The sequence below is a fragment of the Neobacillus sp. D3-1R genome, assembly GCF_052180215.1.
Taxonomy (GTDB): Bacteria; Bacillota; Bacilli; order Bacillales; family Cytobacillaceae; genus Pseudoneobacillus.
Window position 1 is genome coordinate 4,474,117 of record NZ_CP197471.1, and the last position, 15,099, is coordinate 4,489,215.

7 protein-coding genes, 2 tRNA genes and 3 rRNA genes are annotated in these 15,099 nt (G+C 40.8%); 11 read left to right on the forward strand and 1 reads right to left on the reverse strand.

What is annotated here, in order from left to right; genetic code table 11:
• Positions 1-18 precede the first annotated feature (18 nt).
• The 8 genes from gyrA (at position 19) to ACSBPO_RS22530 (ending at position 9,714) form a co-directional block, all read left to right on the forward strand.
• Positions 19-2,562 (forward strand): DNA gyrase subunit A, encoded by a 2,544-nt coding sequence (gene gyrA, locus ACSBPO_RS22495; protein ID WP_442597289.1) that lies wholly within the window; start codon positions 19-21, stop codon positions 2,560-2,562.
• 186 nt (positions 2,563-2,748) lie between these two features.
• Positions 2,749-3,837: an HD-GYP domain-containing protein gene (locus tag ACSBPO_RS22500; RefSeq protein WP_442597291.1), complete on the forward strand. Its 1,089-nt coding sequence runs from the start codon at positions 2,749-2,751 to the stop codon at positions 3,835-3,837.
• Positions 3,838-4,227: 390 nt separating this feature from the next.
• A 16S ribosomal RNA gene (locus tag ACSBPO_RS22505) occupies positions 4,228-5,777 on the forward strand.
• A gap of 132 nt (positions 5,778-5,909) precedes the next feature.
• A tRNA-Ile gene (locus ACSBPO_RS22510) sits at positions 5,910-5,986 on the forward strand.
• 18 nt (positions 5,987-6,004) lie between these two features.
• Positions 6,005-6,080 (forward strand) — tRNA-Ala (locus ACSBPO_RS22515).
• Positions 6,081-6,215: 135 nt separating this feature from the next.
• Positions 6,216-9,153: ribosomal RNA gene (locus ACSBPO_RS22520) — 23S ribosomal RNA — on the forward strand.
• Between the two features lie 116 nt (positions 9,154-9,269).
• Positions 9,270-9,385: ribosomal RNA gene (gene rrf, locus ACSBPO_RS22525) — 5S ribosomal RNA — on the forward strand.
• The 16S, 23S and 5S rRNA genes sit together here with 2 tRNA genes alongside, the layout of an rRNA operon.
• 200 nt (positions 9,386-9,585) lie before the next feature.
• Complete coding sequence (locus tag ACSBPO_RS22530) at positions 9,586-9,714, forward strand: hypothetical protein (protein ID WP_442597293.1); 129 nt, start codon at positions 9,586-9,588, stop codon at positions 9,712-9,714.
• A 79-nt stretch (positions 9,715-9,793) separates the two neighbouring features.
• Here the strand turns inward: ACSBPO_RS22530 and ACSBPO_RS22535 are convergent, their stop codons facing one another.
• Positions 9,794-10,753: a YaaC family protein gene (locus tag ACSBPO_RS22535; RefSeq protein ID WP_442597295.1), complete on the reverse strand. Its 960-nt coding sequence runs from the start codon at positions 10,751-10,753 to the stop codon at positions 9,794-9,796.
• A 117-nt stretch (positions 10,754-10,870) separates the two neighbouring features.
• Between ACSBPO_RS22535 and guaB the strand changes: the two genes are divergently transcribed.
• The 3 genes from guaB (at position 10,871) to pdxS (ending at position 15,088) form a co-directional block, all read left to right on the forward strand.
• Positions 10,871-12,340: an IMP dehydrogenase gene (gene guaB / locus ACSBPO_RS22540; RefSeq protein ID WP_442597297.1), complete on the forward strand. Its 1,470-nt coding sequence runs from the start codon at positions 10,871-10,873 to the stop codon at positions 12,338-12,340.
• 375 nt (positions 12,341-12,715) lie between these two features.
• The gene (locus ACSBPO_RS22545; protein ID WP_442600431.1) at positions 12,716-14,023 is read left to right on the forward strand and encodes a D-alanyl-D-alanine carboxypeptidase family protein; all 1,308 of its coding nucleotides are present in this window, start codon (positions 12,716-12,718) and stop codon (positions 14,021-14,023) included.
• A 180-nt stretch (positions 14,024-14,203) separates the two neighbouring features.
• Positions 14,204-15,088 carry a pyridoxal 5'-phosphate synthase lyase subunit PdxS gene (gene pdxS / locus ACSBPO_RS22550; protein ID WP_442600432.1) on the forward strand — a complete coding sequence of 295 codons (885 nt, stop codon included), beginning with the start codon at positions 14,204-14,206 and terminating at the stop codon, positions 15,086-15,088.
• Positions 15,089-15,099: the final 11 nt, after the last annotated feature.

The window sequence follows — 15,099 nt, forward strand, 5'->3', positions numbered from 1 at the left end:
AAATAGGAGGTACCAATTATGGCTGAAACACCAGAGTCTCAAATAAAAGAGATTAATATTAGTCAGGAGATGAAATCATCTTTTCTTGACTATGCGATGAGTGTTATTGTTTCTCGTGCCTTGCCAGATGTTCGAGATGGATTAAAACCAGTTCATCGCCGTATTCTATATGCGATGCATGACCTTGGTATGCATTCGGACAAGCCTTATAAAAAGTCTGCACGTATCGTAGGGGATGTAATCGGTAAATATCACCCTCATGGTGATTCTGCTGTTTATGAAACAATGGTCCGTATGGCGCAGGATTTTAACTATCGTTACATGCTCGTAGATGGACATGGGAACTTTGGATCAGTAGACGGTGACGCAGCGGCGGCAATGCGTTATACAGAATCAAGAATGTCTAAAATCTCGATGGAACTATTAAGAGATATCAACAAAGATACGATTGATTATCAAGATAACTACGATGGTGAGGAAAAAGAACCTGTCGTCCTACCTGCACGTTTTCCAAACTTATTAGTAAATGGAACAACTGGTATCGCTGTAGGGATGGCTACTAATATTCCGCCACACCAACTTGGTGAGGTGATCGATGGAGTATTAGCCATCACACATGACCCTGAATTGACTACACAAGAATTAATGGAGATTATTCCAGGTCCAGATTTTCCTACTGGAGGACTTATCTTAGGACGTAGTGGTATCCGTAAAGCCTATGAAACTGGCAGAGGATCTATAACCATTCGTGCTAAAGTAGAAATTGAACAAAAATCAAATGGTAAAGAAGTAATCATCGTAAGAGAATTACCATATCAAGTAAATAAAGCAAAATTGATAGAAAAAATTGCTGAATTAGCTCGTGACAAGAAAATTGATGGTATTACAGACCTAAGAGATGAGTCAGACCGTAAAGGAATGCGAATCGTTATTGAGGTCCGAAAAGATGCTAATTCGAATGTTCTATTAAATAACTTATATAAGCAAACATCTCTTCAAACTAGTTTTGGAATTAACACATTAGCCCTTGTTGATGGACAACCAAAAGTGTTAAATCTAAAGCAATGTTTAGTCTATTATTTAGATCATCAAAAAGTAGTTATTCGAAGAAGAACTGAGTTTGAATTACGTAAAGCGGAAGCTCGTGCACATATTTTAGATGGTTTACGAATAGCATTGGATCATTTAGATCAAGTTATTAGTTTAATTCGCAGCTCGCAAACAACAGATATTGCCCGTGAAGGATTAATGACTACATTCCAGCTATCTGAAAAACAAGCTCAGGCAATCCTTGATATGCGTTTACAGCGTTTAACAGGATTAGAACGAGAAAAAATTGAAGAAGAATATCAAAACCTTGTCAAATTGATTGCTGAACTAAAAGCCATTCTTGCAGACGAAGAAAAGGTTCTTGAAATAATTCGTGAAGAATTAACAGAGATCAAAGAACGTTTTAATGATAAGCGTCGAACTGAAATTGTTTCTGGCGGATTAGAATTCATTGAAGATGAAGATCTTATTCCTCAAGAAAATATCGTCATTACGCTTACCCATAATGGATACATTAAACGTCTTCCAGTATCTACTTATCGTGCGCAAAGACGTGGTGGTCGCGGAATTCAAGGAATGGGAACCAATGAGGATGATTTTGTTGAACACTTAATCACGACCTCTACCCATGATACGATTCTTTATTTCACCAATAAAGGGAAAGTCTATCGTACAAAGGGTTATGAAATTCCAGAATACAGCCGAACAGCTAAAGGGATTCCTATTATAAACTTACTCGGAATTGAAAAAGGTGAGTGGGTAAATGCCATTATCCCAATTGAAGAATTTGTTGACGATTGGTACTTATTCTTCACAACGAAAGAAGGAATTTCTAAACGTTCTCCTTTATCTTCCTTTGCAAATATTCGTCAAAACGGATTAATTGCAGTTAATTTAAGAGAAGAAGATGAATTAATTTCTGTTAAACTAACTGATGGTTCTAAAGAAATGATTATTGGGACTAAGAATGGTATGCTCATTCGCTTCCCTGAAACAGATGTACGTTCAATGGGAAGAACGGCTACTGGTGTAAAAGGTATTACTTTAGGAAAAGATGACGAAGTTGTTGGAATGGAAGTACTAGAGGAAAATACAGAAATTCTTATTGTTACTAAGAATGGTTATGGTAAACGTACAGATGCTATGGAATACCGTGTCCAAAGTCGTGGCGGTAAAGGAATTAAAACTTGTAACATAACAGATAAAAATGGTGACTTAGTTGCCATGAGAGTTGTTACAGGTGAAGAGGACTTAATGCTTATCACTACAGGTGGAGTCCTTATTCGTCTAGATGTAAATGAAATTTCTAGCATGGGACGTAACACTCAAGGTGTTAGATTAATCCGTTTGGATGAAAATGAAAATGAGTTTGTAGCAACAGTTGCTATTGTTGCAAAAGAAGAAGAAAAAGAAGATGAAGAATCTGAAGAATCAGTAGAGTCTAATATAGAAAACACAGATTCAGAAGTAGTTTCTGAACTAGATTCAGATACAGATACCGATACAGAGTAAAAGGAAGAGGAGCATAAATAACGTGCTCCTCTTTTTTTTGTGCTTAATCTCTACTATGTTCAATTTTTGAAAAATAAGGTAAAATGATAGGGAATTAGATTGACTTAACCTCTATTAAAACAGCGAGAGAGAGTCTGTTATTTTATATAAAAGGAAGAATTAAGTTTTAGTTATGAGGTGGAGGATTTGCGGGTTAAAGTATCGGAACTGCAGGAAGGCTGTATTTTGACTAAAGATATATTTTGTTGGACCAACAAACCAATTGTAGCCAAAAAAACAGTCTTAACAAAGGAAATGATAGAAGTTTTACAAGCCTTCTTAATAAAAGATGTAACGGTAGAAAAAACACTAGTAAATGGTATGCCTTTTATTCCAACAGAAATAATAGAAGATGAAAAAGCAAATACAACAGATAAAACTGAAAAAGTAATGAAAGGTTTTGTTGACCTTTATTTAGAGGCTGTTCAGGACTACAAAAAGGAATTTACTTCATGGCAGTCAGGGATGCCTATTAAAATAGGACCTATTCGTGCTCTATTATTACCTTTACTAGAAAAATTAGAGGAATCTCCTTCCGAAATTTTTGACCTCCATCACCTTTCCAGAAAAGATGATTATCTCTATCATCATGCAGTAACAGTTGGATTATTAAGTGGATTTATTGGAAAAAAACTTAACTACCCTAAAGGTGATTGGGTGCAAATTGCGTTAGCTGGCTGCTTAGCCGATTGCGGTATGGCAAAGGTGAATCCAACCATCCTACATAAAAAAACATCCTTATTAGCCCATGAATATGAAGATGTAAAAAAACATCCCGTATACAGTTATAAATTGGTACAAAGTATTCCAGCATTAAGGAATGAAGCCAAAATTGCAATCCTTCAACATCATGAAAGAATTGATGGAAGTGGTTACCCGTTGGGAGATTCAAACCAAAAGATACATCCGTTTGCCAAAATTATTGCAGTGGCTGATATGTTCCATGCAATGACAGCGGAAAGAGTCTATAAAGGAAAACAATCACCATTTAAGGTCCTAGAAATGATTTTACAAGACAGTTTTGGGAAATTTGATGTAAGTGTTGTGAATGTATTAAGTTCTGCGTTAATGAATTTTTCTAATGGAAGTAAAGTAAAGCTTTCAGATGGGCAATTAGCAGAGATTGTATTTATTGATCAACAAAATCCTACTCGTCCGTTAGTAAAATTAATGGATAGCAATGAAATGATTCATTTAGAGAAAAATAGACACTTGTATATTGAAGAAATTCAATAATATTATTTTAGTAAAATAGTTATATCGAATATAAAAATAAAAGATTAAGATGCTGTCCATTTGTGCGGTTGAGGCATAGATGGACAACCGCATACAACTAAATCAATTTGCAAACCATTAAAACTAGATTTTTTCGTTTTATTACTTGTATTTATAAAGTTAGCCTGATATAATAATTCAAGTCGACACGAATTGAACATTAAGTAATAAAAAAACGTAAAAAGTGTTGACGTAAGATTAACAAAATGTTATATTAATAAAGTCGCTTCTGAGCGATTAATGAATTGTTCTTTGAAAACTAAACAACCAAACATTAACAAAGGTAAGGCTTCTATTATAGAAGTTTTTTAAAAAAAGCCAGAGTAAACTTTATGAGCTATATCAAACACTTTATTGGAGAGTTTGATCCTGGCTCAGGACGAACGCTGGCGGCGTGCCTAATACATGCAAGTCGAGCGAATCTTTAGGAGCTTGCTCCTAAAGGTTAGCGGCGGACGGGTGAGTAACACGTGGGCAACCTGCCTGTAAGACTGGGATAACTTCGGGAAACCGGAGCTAATACCGGATAATCCTTTTCCTCACATGAGGAAAAGCTGAAAGACGGTTTCGGCTGTCACTTACAGATGGGCCCGCGGCGCATTAGCTAGTTGGTGAGGTAACGGCTCACCAAGGCGACGATGCGTAGCCGACCTGAGAGGGTGATCGGCCACACTGGGACTGAGACACGGCCCAGACTCCTACGGGAGGCAGCAGTAGGGAATCTTCCGCAATGGACGAAAGTCTGACGGAGCAACGCCGCGTGAACGATGAAGGCCTTCGGGTCGTAAAGTTCTGTTGTTAGGGAAGAACAAGTACCGGAGTAACTGCCGGTACCTTGACGGTACCTAACCAGAAAGCCACGGCTAACTACGTGCCAGCAGCCGCGGTAATACGTAGGTGGCAAGCGTTGTCCGGAATTATTGGGCGTAAAGCGCGCGCAGGCGGTCCTTTAAGTCTGATGTGAAAGCCCACGGCTCAACCGTGGAGGGTCATTGGAAACTGGGGGACTTGAGTACAGAAGAGGAAAGTGGAATTCCACGTGTAGCGGTGAAATGCGTAGAGATGTGGAGGAACACCAGTGGCGAAGGCGACTTTCTGGTCTGTAACTGACGCTGAGGCGCGAAAGCGTGGGGAGCAAACAGGATTAGATACCCTGGTAGTCCACGCCGTAAACGATGAGTGCTAAGTGTTAGAGGGTTTCCGCCCTTTAGTGCTGCAGCTAACGCATTAAGCACTCCGCCTGGGGAGTACGGTCGCAAGACTGAAACTCAAAGGAATTGACGGGGGCCCGCACAAGCGGTGGAGCATGTGGTTTAATTCGAAGCAACGCGAAGAACCTTACCAGGTCTTGACATCCTCTGACAACCCTAGAGATAGGGCTTTCCCCTTCGGGGGACAGAGTGACAGGTGGTGCATGGTTGTCGTCAGCTCGTGTCGTGAGATGTTGGGTTAAGTCCCGCAACGAGCGCAACCCTTGATCTTAGTTGCCAGCATTTAGTTGGGCACTCTAAGGTGACTGCCGGTGACAAACCGGAGGAAGGTGGGGATGACGTCAAATCATCATGCCCCTTATGACCTGGGCTACACACGTGCTACAATGGATGGTACAAAGGGCTGCAAGACCGCGAGGTTAAGCGAATCCCATAAAACCATTCTCAGTTCGGATTGCAGGCTGCAACTCGCCTGCATGAAGCTGGAATCGCTAGTAATCGCGGATCAGCATGCCGCGGTGAATACGTTCCCGGGCCTTGTACACACCGCCCGTCACACCACGAGAGTTTGTAACACCCGAAGTCGGTGGGGTAACCGTAAGGAGCCAGCCGCCTAAGGTGGGACAGATGATTGGGGTGAAGTCGTAACAAGGTAGCCGTATCGGAAGGTGCGGCTGGATCACCTCCTTTCTAAGGAATATAAGTGACCGAGTAAAAATGAATATTTTTATTATTGGTCACAAAAAAACATTAAAATCTTTGGTGTTAATCGTTTGGTGTTTAGTTTTGAAAGAGCAATCTTTCATCATTTGATGGTATTGGGGGCCTATAGCTCAGCTGGTTAGAGCGCACGCCTGATAAGCGTGAGGTCGATGGTTCGAGTCCATTTAGGCCCACCATCTTTATTAACTTTATATGGGGTCTTAGCTCAGCTGGGAGAGCGCCTGCCTTGCACGCAGGAGGTCAGGGGTTCGATCCCCCTAGACTCCACCATTTTTTTTACGTGAGTAAAAAAATCATTTCCTTGTTCCTTGAAAACTAGATAATCGTATAGAAGAAACCAAGTAAAAACCGAGTAATTGCCATTTTAGTTTCTCTCTTATTTTATAGTAAGAGAATTAACCTTTAGGTTAAGTTAATAAGGGCGCACGGTGGATGCCTTGGCACTAGGAGCCGATGAAGGACGGGACTAACGCCGATATGCTCCGGGGAGCTGTAAGTAAGCTTTGATCCGGAGATTTCCGAATGGGGAAACCCACTGCTCGTAATGGAGTAGTATCTTTACCTGAATACATAGGGTACTGATGGCATACCCGGGGAACTGAAACATCTAAGTACCCGGAGGAAGAGAAAGCAAACGCGATTCCCTGAGTAGCGGCGAGCGAAACGGGACATAGCCCAAACCAAGAGGCTTGCCTCTTGGGGTTGTAGGACACTCAACATGGAGTTACAAAGGAACGGGGTAGATGAACAGATCTGGAAAGATCGGTCAGAGAAGGTAAAAACCCTGTAGTCGAAACTTCGTTCCCTCCTGAGTGGATCCTGAGTACGGCCGGACACGAGAAATCCGGTCGGAAGCAGGGAGGACCATCTCCCAAGGCTAAATACTACCTAGTGACCGATAGTGAACCAGTACCGTGAGGGAAAGGTGAAAAGCACCCCGGAAGGGGAGTGAAAAAGATCCTGAAACCGTGTGCCTACAAGTAGTTAGAGCCCGTTAATGGGTGATAGCGTGCCTTTTGTAGAATGAACCGGCGAGTTACGATTACATGCAAGGTTAAGTTGATAAGACGGAGCCGCAGCGAAAGCGAGTCTGAATAGGGCGAATGAGTATGTGGTCGTAGACCCGAAACCAGGTGATCTACCCATGTCCAGGGTGAAGTCCAGGTAACACTGGATGGAGGCCCGAACCCACGCACGTTGAAAAGTGCGGGGATGAGGTGTGGGTAGCGGAGAAATTCCAATCGAACTTGGAGATAGCTGGTTCTCTCCGAAATAGCTTTAGGGCTAGCCTCACGTAGTAAGAGTCTTGGAGGTAGAGCACTGTTTGGACTAGGGGCCCTCATCGGGTTACCGAATTCAGACAAACTCCGAATGCCAAAGACTTATCCGTGGGAGTCAGACTGCGAGTGATAAGATCCGTAGTCAAAAGGGAAACAGCCCAGACCACCAGCTAAGGTCCCAAAGTTTACGTTAAGTGGAAAAGGATGTGGAGTTGCTTAGACAACCAGGATGTTGGCTTAGAAGCAGCCACCATTTAAAGAGTGCGTAATAGCTCACTGGTCGAGTGACTCTGCGCCGAAAATGTACCGGGGCTAAACGTAACACCGAAGCTGTGGATTGACACCGCAAAAGTGTCAGTGGTAGGAGAGCGTTCTAAGGGCGTTGAAGCTAGACCGTAAGGACTGGTGGAGCGCTTAGAAGTGAGAATGCCGGTATGAGTAGCGAAAGATGGGTGAGAATCCCATCCACCGTATGCCTAAGGTTTCCTGAGGAAGGCTCGTCCGCTCAGGGTTAGTCGGGACCTAAGCCGAGGCCGAAAGGCGTAGGCGATGGATAACAGGTTGATATTCCTGTACCACCTCTTTATCGTTTGAGCAATGGGGGGACGCAGAAGGATAGGGTAAGCGCACTGTTGGATATGTGCGTCTAAGCAGTTAGGCTGGTAACGAGGCAAATCCCGTTACCGTGAAGGCTGAGCTGTGATAGCGAGGGAAATATAGTACCGAAGTTCCTGATTCCACGCTGCCAAGAAAAGCCTCTAGCGAGATAAAAGGTGCCCGTACCGCAAACCGACACAGGTAGGCGAGGAGAGAATCCTAAGGTGTGCGAGAGAACTCTCGTTAAGGAACTCGGCAAAATGACCCCGTAACTTCGGGAGAAGGGGTGCTTTTTGGGGTGAATAGCCTCGAAAAGCCGCAGTGAATAGGCCCAGGCGACTGTTTAGCAAAAACACAGGTCTCTGCGAAGCCGTAAGGCGAAGTATAGGGGCTGACGCCTGCCCGGTGCTGGAAGGTTAAGAGGAGGGGTTAGCGCAAGCGAAGCTCTGAATCGAAGCCCCAGTAAACGGCGGCCGTAACTATAACGGTCCTAAGGTAGCGAAATTCCTTGTCGGGTAAGTTCCGACCCGCACGAAAGGCGTAACGATCTGGGCACTGTCTCAACGAGAGACTCGGTGAAATTATAGTACCTGTGAAGATGCAGGTTACCCGCGACAGGACGGAAAGACCCCGTGGAGCTTTACTGTAGCCTGATATTGAATTTTGGTACAGCTTGTACAGGATAGGTAGGAGCCTGAGAAGCCGGAGCGCCAGCTTCGGTGGAGGCGTCGGTGGGATACTACCCTGGCTGTATTGAAATTCTAACCCGCACCCCTCTATCGGGGTGGGAGACAGTGTCAGGTGGGCAGTTTGACTGGGGCGGTCGCCTCCTAAAGAGTAACGGAGGCGCCCAAAGGTTCCCTCAGAATGGTTGGAAATCATTCGTAGAGTGTAAAGGCACAAGGGAGCTTGACTGCGAGACCTACAAGTCGAGCAGGGACGAAAGTCGGGCTTAGTGATCCGGTGGTTCCGCATGGAAGGGCCATCGCTCAACGGATAAAAGCTACCCCGGGGATAACAGGCTTATCTCCCCCAAGAGTCCACATCGACGGGGAGGTTTGGCACCTCGATGTCGGCTCATCGCATCCTGGGGCTGTAGTCGGTCCCAAGGGTTGGGCTGTTCGCCCATTAAAGCGGTACGCGAGCTGGGTTCAGAACGTCGTGAGACAGTTCGGTCCCTATCCGTCGTGGGCGTAGGAAATTTGAGAGGAGCTGTCCTTAGTACGAGAGGACCGGGATGGACGCACCGCTGGTGTACCAGTTGTCTTGCCAAAGGCATCGCTGGGTAGCTATGTGCGGACGGGATAAGTGCTGAAAGCATCTAAGCATGAAGCCCCCCTCAAGATGAGATTTCCCATAGCGTAAGCTAGTAAGAACCCTGAAAGATGATCAGGTTGATAGGTCAGAGGTGGAAGCGCGGTGACGTGTGGAGCTGACTGATACTAATCGTTCGAGGACTTAACCAAAACATTTGGATATCCAAATAAGGCAAACTTGTTTTTACTTCTTCTAATACATTATCTAGTTTTGAGGGAACAAGACTTTTTCACGTAAGTGAAAAGAGTTTACCTCAACAAAATAGTCTGGTGGCGATGGCGAGAAGGTCACACCCGTTCCCATACCGAACACGGAAGTTAAGCTTCTCAGCGCCGATGGTAGTTGGAGGATTCCTCCTGTGAGAGTAGGACGTCGCCAGGCAAATTAGAACAACCTACAAGGGTTGTTTTTTTTGTCTCTAAAAATAGAAATCTAGTAAAAAATAAAAACAACCCCCATAAGAAAAGATAATAAGACGAACCTTATAGTAGATTAAAATTTTGTATTTTTTACCACATCTCTTTTCTGTTTAGAATCAAAGAAATAGGGTAAATAATAAACAAATATAAGGAGGTTTTATAATGGATTTAGTAAAATTAGATATTGATCAATTATTAGAACTTACCTCCTATTCATTGGACGAAGATTATCAATTCAAACTAAAAAAAGTCGAAATTGATAAGTTATTAGAAAAAACACAGGACTGGTAAATTTATTCATGGCAACAAGCTCCATTTATTAGGAGCTTGTTTTTATTTTGCTTTTTGAATTGAAAGAGGGGAAGAGCCCTTATTTCAAATGACTATTTAAATATTGATAAATCAAAAATGGACCTTTGTGTACGGCTATATTTAAAAAATTTCTGATAAATGGATAATCCCTATTTGGCATCATCTTAATAAGCTCACTCCACCATTCTGTCTCATAACGTGCAATCATACTTAAATTATATAAAAGTAAATAATGGATCAGCATTTCAGGATAATGTATATGCTCACTTTTGGTCATTGGAAAGTAAAACTTACCTTCTTCAAAATGATATCTGAGAGGGATACAATCAATACATTTATGCATATTTATTTTAAAAGCAGTCCCATTTCCCCCCTTTTCAGCTAGTTCAACTGGATAGAGGGATTTTGCCTGATAAAAGTCCTGAAAGCGTGTTTCTGTCATGTGATACTTATCTAAGATTTGATTAGAAAAAAGAATTGTATCCTCCTTTTGACTAACTCTTATAAAAGTTTGTTTGCCTTCCAAAGTAGAGAAAAGATCATTTAACTCCGGTATTTCTTTTAATAACTCTCCCATATTGGCTTTTTCACCTTCCAAATGTTTCATGTGGAACATTTTTTCAGCAATAAAAGGGAAAAGGCCATTCTTTTGTATTTTTACTTCATCTTGAAAAAATTGATATTGCTGTTTTTTACGTTTCCTTGTCGATACACCATGGGCTAAAACAGAGGTATTCTCAGGATAATTGGGTTGTATGGTTAAAATACAAGCTTTTATTAAATGAACAAAGCCATAGAATAATAAAATGGGTTGAATTAAAAGAGGAGATTTTTCTGCTTGGTCGTAATAGGTCTTAGCATGCTCTAGGTAATAAATAAACGGGTAACAATTTTCAAAGCTCTTTTGGTCTCCATTCTCGATTTGTGCTTTGTCGTAACATTTTTTTAGCATTTGCTGAGTATGTTCTGCTGAAAAGAAGATGGAATAATTGGTCCAGTTCTTATATTGGGTATACATAATGATTTCTCCTCAAATAAATTGAATAATACAAATAATAACTTCTTCCTTGACAGTATTTTGTCCAATTGATAACCTACAAATAATATTTTTTTACACTTGGGGAGGATTATTGAAATGTGGGAAAGTAAATTTGCTAAAGAAGGATTAACCTTTGATGATGTTTTATTAGTTCCAGCAAGATCAGAAGTGCTTCCTAGAGATGTAAACCTTCAAGTTGAACTAGCAGAGGGTGTAAAGTTAAACATTCCGTTTATTAGTGCGGGTATGGACACTGTTACACAGGCTGAAATGGCCATTGCGATGGCAAGACAGGGTGGTTTAGGGGTTATTCATAAAAACATGTCCATTGAACAACAAGCGGATCAAGTATTAAAAGTGAAACGTTCCGAAAGTGGCGTTATCACAGATCCTTTTTATTTAACACCCGATCATCAGGTTTATGATGCTGAACATCTTATGGGTAAATATCGAATCTCAGGTGTTCCCATTGTTAACAACGAAGAGGAACAAAAATTAATTGGTATTTTAACGAATCGTGACTTACGATTTATTCAAGATTATTCCATAAAAATTTCAGATGTGATGACAAAAGAAAATTTAGTCACTGCACCAGTTGGAACAAGCTTACAAGAAGCAGAAAAAATTCTTCAAAAACATAAAATTGAAAAATTACCACTTGTTGATGATGAGGGTGTGTTAAAAGGACTTATCACAATAAAGGATATTGAGAAAGTTATTGAGTTCCCTCATTCTGCAAAAGATTCAGTTGGTCGCTTATTAGTAGGTGCTGCGGTTGGGGTGACTGCTGATACAATGAAACGAGTAGAAATGCTTGTAAAGGCACATGTGGATGTTATTGTGGTTGATACGGCACATGGACATTCTAAAGGAGTTCTCGATACAGTTAGAATGATTCGCGAAGCCTACCCTTCTTTAAATATTATTGCAGGAAATGTCGCTACGGCTGAGGCAACTAAAGACTTAATTGACGCAGGTGCTGATATCATAAAAGTAGGAATTGGACCGGGTTCCATTTGTACAACTCGTGTTGTGGCTGGTGTTGGTGTTCCGCAAATTACTGCAGTTTATGATTGTGCAACGGAAGCTAGAAAGCACGGAAAATCTATTATTGCGGATGGCGGAATTAAATATTCTGGTGATGTTGTAAAGGCATTAGCTGCTGGAGGACATGCGGTCATGCTTGGTAGCTTACTTGCAGGGGTAACAGAAAGCCCAGGTGAGACAGAAATTTACCAAGGTAGACGTTTTAAAGTGTATCGTGGTATGGGCTCAGTAGCTGCAATGGAAAAAGGGTCAAAGGATCGATATTTCCAAGAAGATAATAAAAAGTTTGTTCCAGAAGGTATTGAAGGTAGAGTCGCTTATAAAGGACCACTTGCAGACACCATTTACCAGTTAGTTGGCGGTTTACGTTCAGGTATGGGGTATTGTGGGACAAAGGACTTAACTGAATTGAGAGAAAAAGCTCAGTTTGTGAAAATGACAGGTGCGGGATTAAGAGAAAGCCATCCGCATGATGTCCAAATCACTAAAGAAGCACCAAACTATTCATATCAATCATAAAAACAGGGGAGTTGTTTCCCTGTTTTTCTTTTTGTAAAAACTGTTTTCGTATAGATTTTGGTTTTGGTGAAAATCCCAAAAGTCGGACTTTTACAGGCACTCTTAATAAGAGCTCAGCTCTTTTCTTGATTTTTAAAAGATTTTTATCACCCTATATTGAGAAATCTCTCTTTCTTAGTTACAAAGGCAACAAAGTTTTAGAAAAGAGCGTTGTCAAAAAATGTACAGTATGGAATCATCTTTTCTTCATAAGATAGGTCTTGCTATCCTACCTTTTCAATAGGAGATATGTTAAAATAACAAAAGTGTAAATATAAGAGGTGGAGGGGCATAAAGGTGAATAAAAAATACATTAAAAAATATATAGCCAGTTTAATGGCATTTGTTTTGATAGTAGGTCTATTTCAAAATGGAAATATTGTCAAAGCACAAGCTCAACTGGATGTGAAAGCGGACGCTGCAATTTTAGTTGAAGCCTCTACTGGTCGAGTTTTATTTGAAAAAAATGCAGATACGGTTCTTGGTATTGCAAGTATGACCAAGATGATGACGGAGTATTTATTACTAGAAGCCATTAAAGAAGGAAGAGTGAAATGGGAACAGGAATATTCTGTTTCAGAATATGTGTGGAAGGTTTCTCAAGACCGTTCTTTATCCAATGTCCCTCTTCGTCGTGATGGCAAATATAATATTCGTGAGTTATATGAAGCAATGGCTATTTATTCTGCGAATGGCGCAACAATTGCGATAGCTGAAACCATTGCAGGCTCAGAAGCTAATTTTGTTAAGATGATGAATGATAAAGCACAAGAACTTGGATTAGAAAACTATAAATTTGTTAATGCAACAGGATTAAATAATCGTGACCTTAAAGGTTCTCATCCTGAAGGTACTGGAGCAGAAGAAGAGAATGTGATGTCTGCTCGCGCAACTGCTAAGTTAGCTTACCGTTTAATTAAGGATTTCCCGGATGTATTAGCTACTGCAAGTACAACGAAGAAAAAATTCCGTGAAGGTACGGATGATGAAATAAAAATGGATAACTGGAATTGGATGTTACCATCATTAGTTTTTGGTTATGAAGGTGTTGATGGCCTTAAAACAGGTACAACTGATTTTGCCGGTTACTGTTTTACAGGGACGGCAATGCGTGATGGGAAACGTTTTATTACGGTTGTGATGAATGCAAAAAATGCTTCTGGACAAGGAAATTATAAAGCGCGTTTTGATGAAACTAGAAAAATGTTTGACTATGCATTCAGTAATTATTCCATTGAAGAACTCCTTCCTAAAAACGCTAAAATTAAAGGTACAGAAAACCTACCAGTAACAAAAGGAAAAGGAAATAAGGTTAAATTAACAACAAAAGATTCGATCGAAATGGTTATTTTAAATGGTGAAAAGGACCAATATCAACCAGTTGTGGTATTAGATAAAAAGAAATTGAATAAAAATGGTGAATTGACAGCTCCAGTTAAAAAAGGTGATGTCGTTGGTTATGTTACCATTAAAGCAAAAGGTGATAATAAAGTTTCATTCTTATCTGATAAAGCAGATGATCAAATCAAAGTTGTTTTAGTGGCAGCTTCTAGTGTTGAAAAGGCAAATTGGTTTGTTTTAATGATGCGCGGCATTGGTGATTTTTTTGGTGGTTTATGGAAAAGTGCTGCTAATTTATTTTAATAAGTGAAATAAGAAAAAGAGGTTTCCTGTCTTGACAGGAGGCCTTTTTTATTGTTTATTTACCATGAGGGATATGAATAATTCCGAGTGAATTAGTTATCATTCCTTTATTTTTTTGTTATGATGAATTGAATAATAAATTTTTACTTATTAGCAGAAGGTAATATCAAAGGGGGCAACATAATGAAAACAGGTACAGATCGTGTAAAACGTGGAATGGCAGAAATGCAAAAGGGCGGCGTCATTATGGACGTTGTTAATGCTGAGCAAGCAAAAATAGCAGAAGAAGCTGGTGCTGTTGCAGTAATGGCTTTAGAGCGTGTTCCTTCTGATATCAGAGCAGCAGGTGGAGTTTCAAGAATGGCTGACCCACGTATTGTGGAAGAAGTGATGAATGCTGTTTCCATCCCTGTTATGGCAAAAGCCCGTATTGGTCATATCGTGGAAGCTCGTGTCTTAGAAGCATTAGGTGTCGATTACATAGATGAAAGTGAAGTTTTAACACCTGCAGATGAAGAGTTCCATTTATTAAAAAGTGAATATACAGTTCCATTTGTTTGCGGATGCCGTGATTTAGGAGAAGCTGCTCGTCGTATCGGTGAAGGGGCTTCCATGTTACGTACAAAAGGTGAGCCCGGTACTGGAAACATTGTAGAAGCTGTTCGTCATATCCGTAAAGTAAATGCGCAAGTTCGTAAAGTAGTAGCAATGAATGAAGATGAATTAATGACGGAAGCAAAGCTATTAGGTGCACCGTTTGAGTTATTATTAGAAATTAAACGTTTAGGCCGCTTACCAGTTGTTAACTTCGCTGCAGGTGGAGTAGCTACACCTGCGGATGCAGCTCTTATGATGCAGTTAGGTGCAGATGGAGTGTTCGTAGGTTCAGGAATTTTCAAATCAGATAATCCTGCAAAATTTGCGAGAGCTATTGTTGAAGCAACTACTCACTATCAAGATTATAAGTTAATCGCTGAAATTTCAAAGAATCTTGGTGTGGCAATGAAGGGTATTGAAATTTCAACATTATCTCCAAGTGATCGTATGCAGGAACGTGGTTGGTAAGGAGTTTTAAT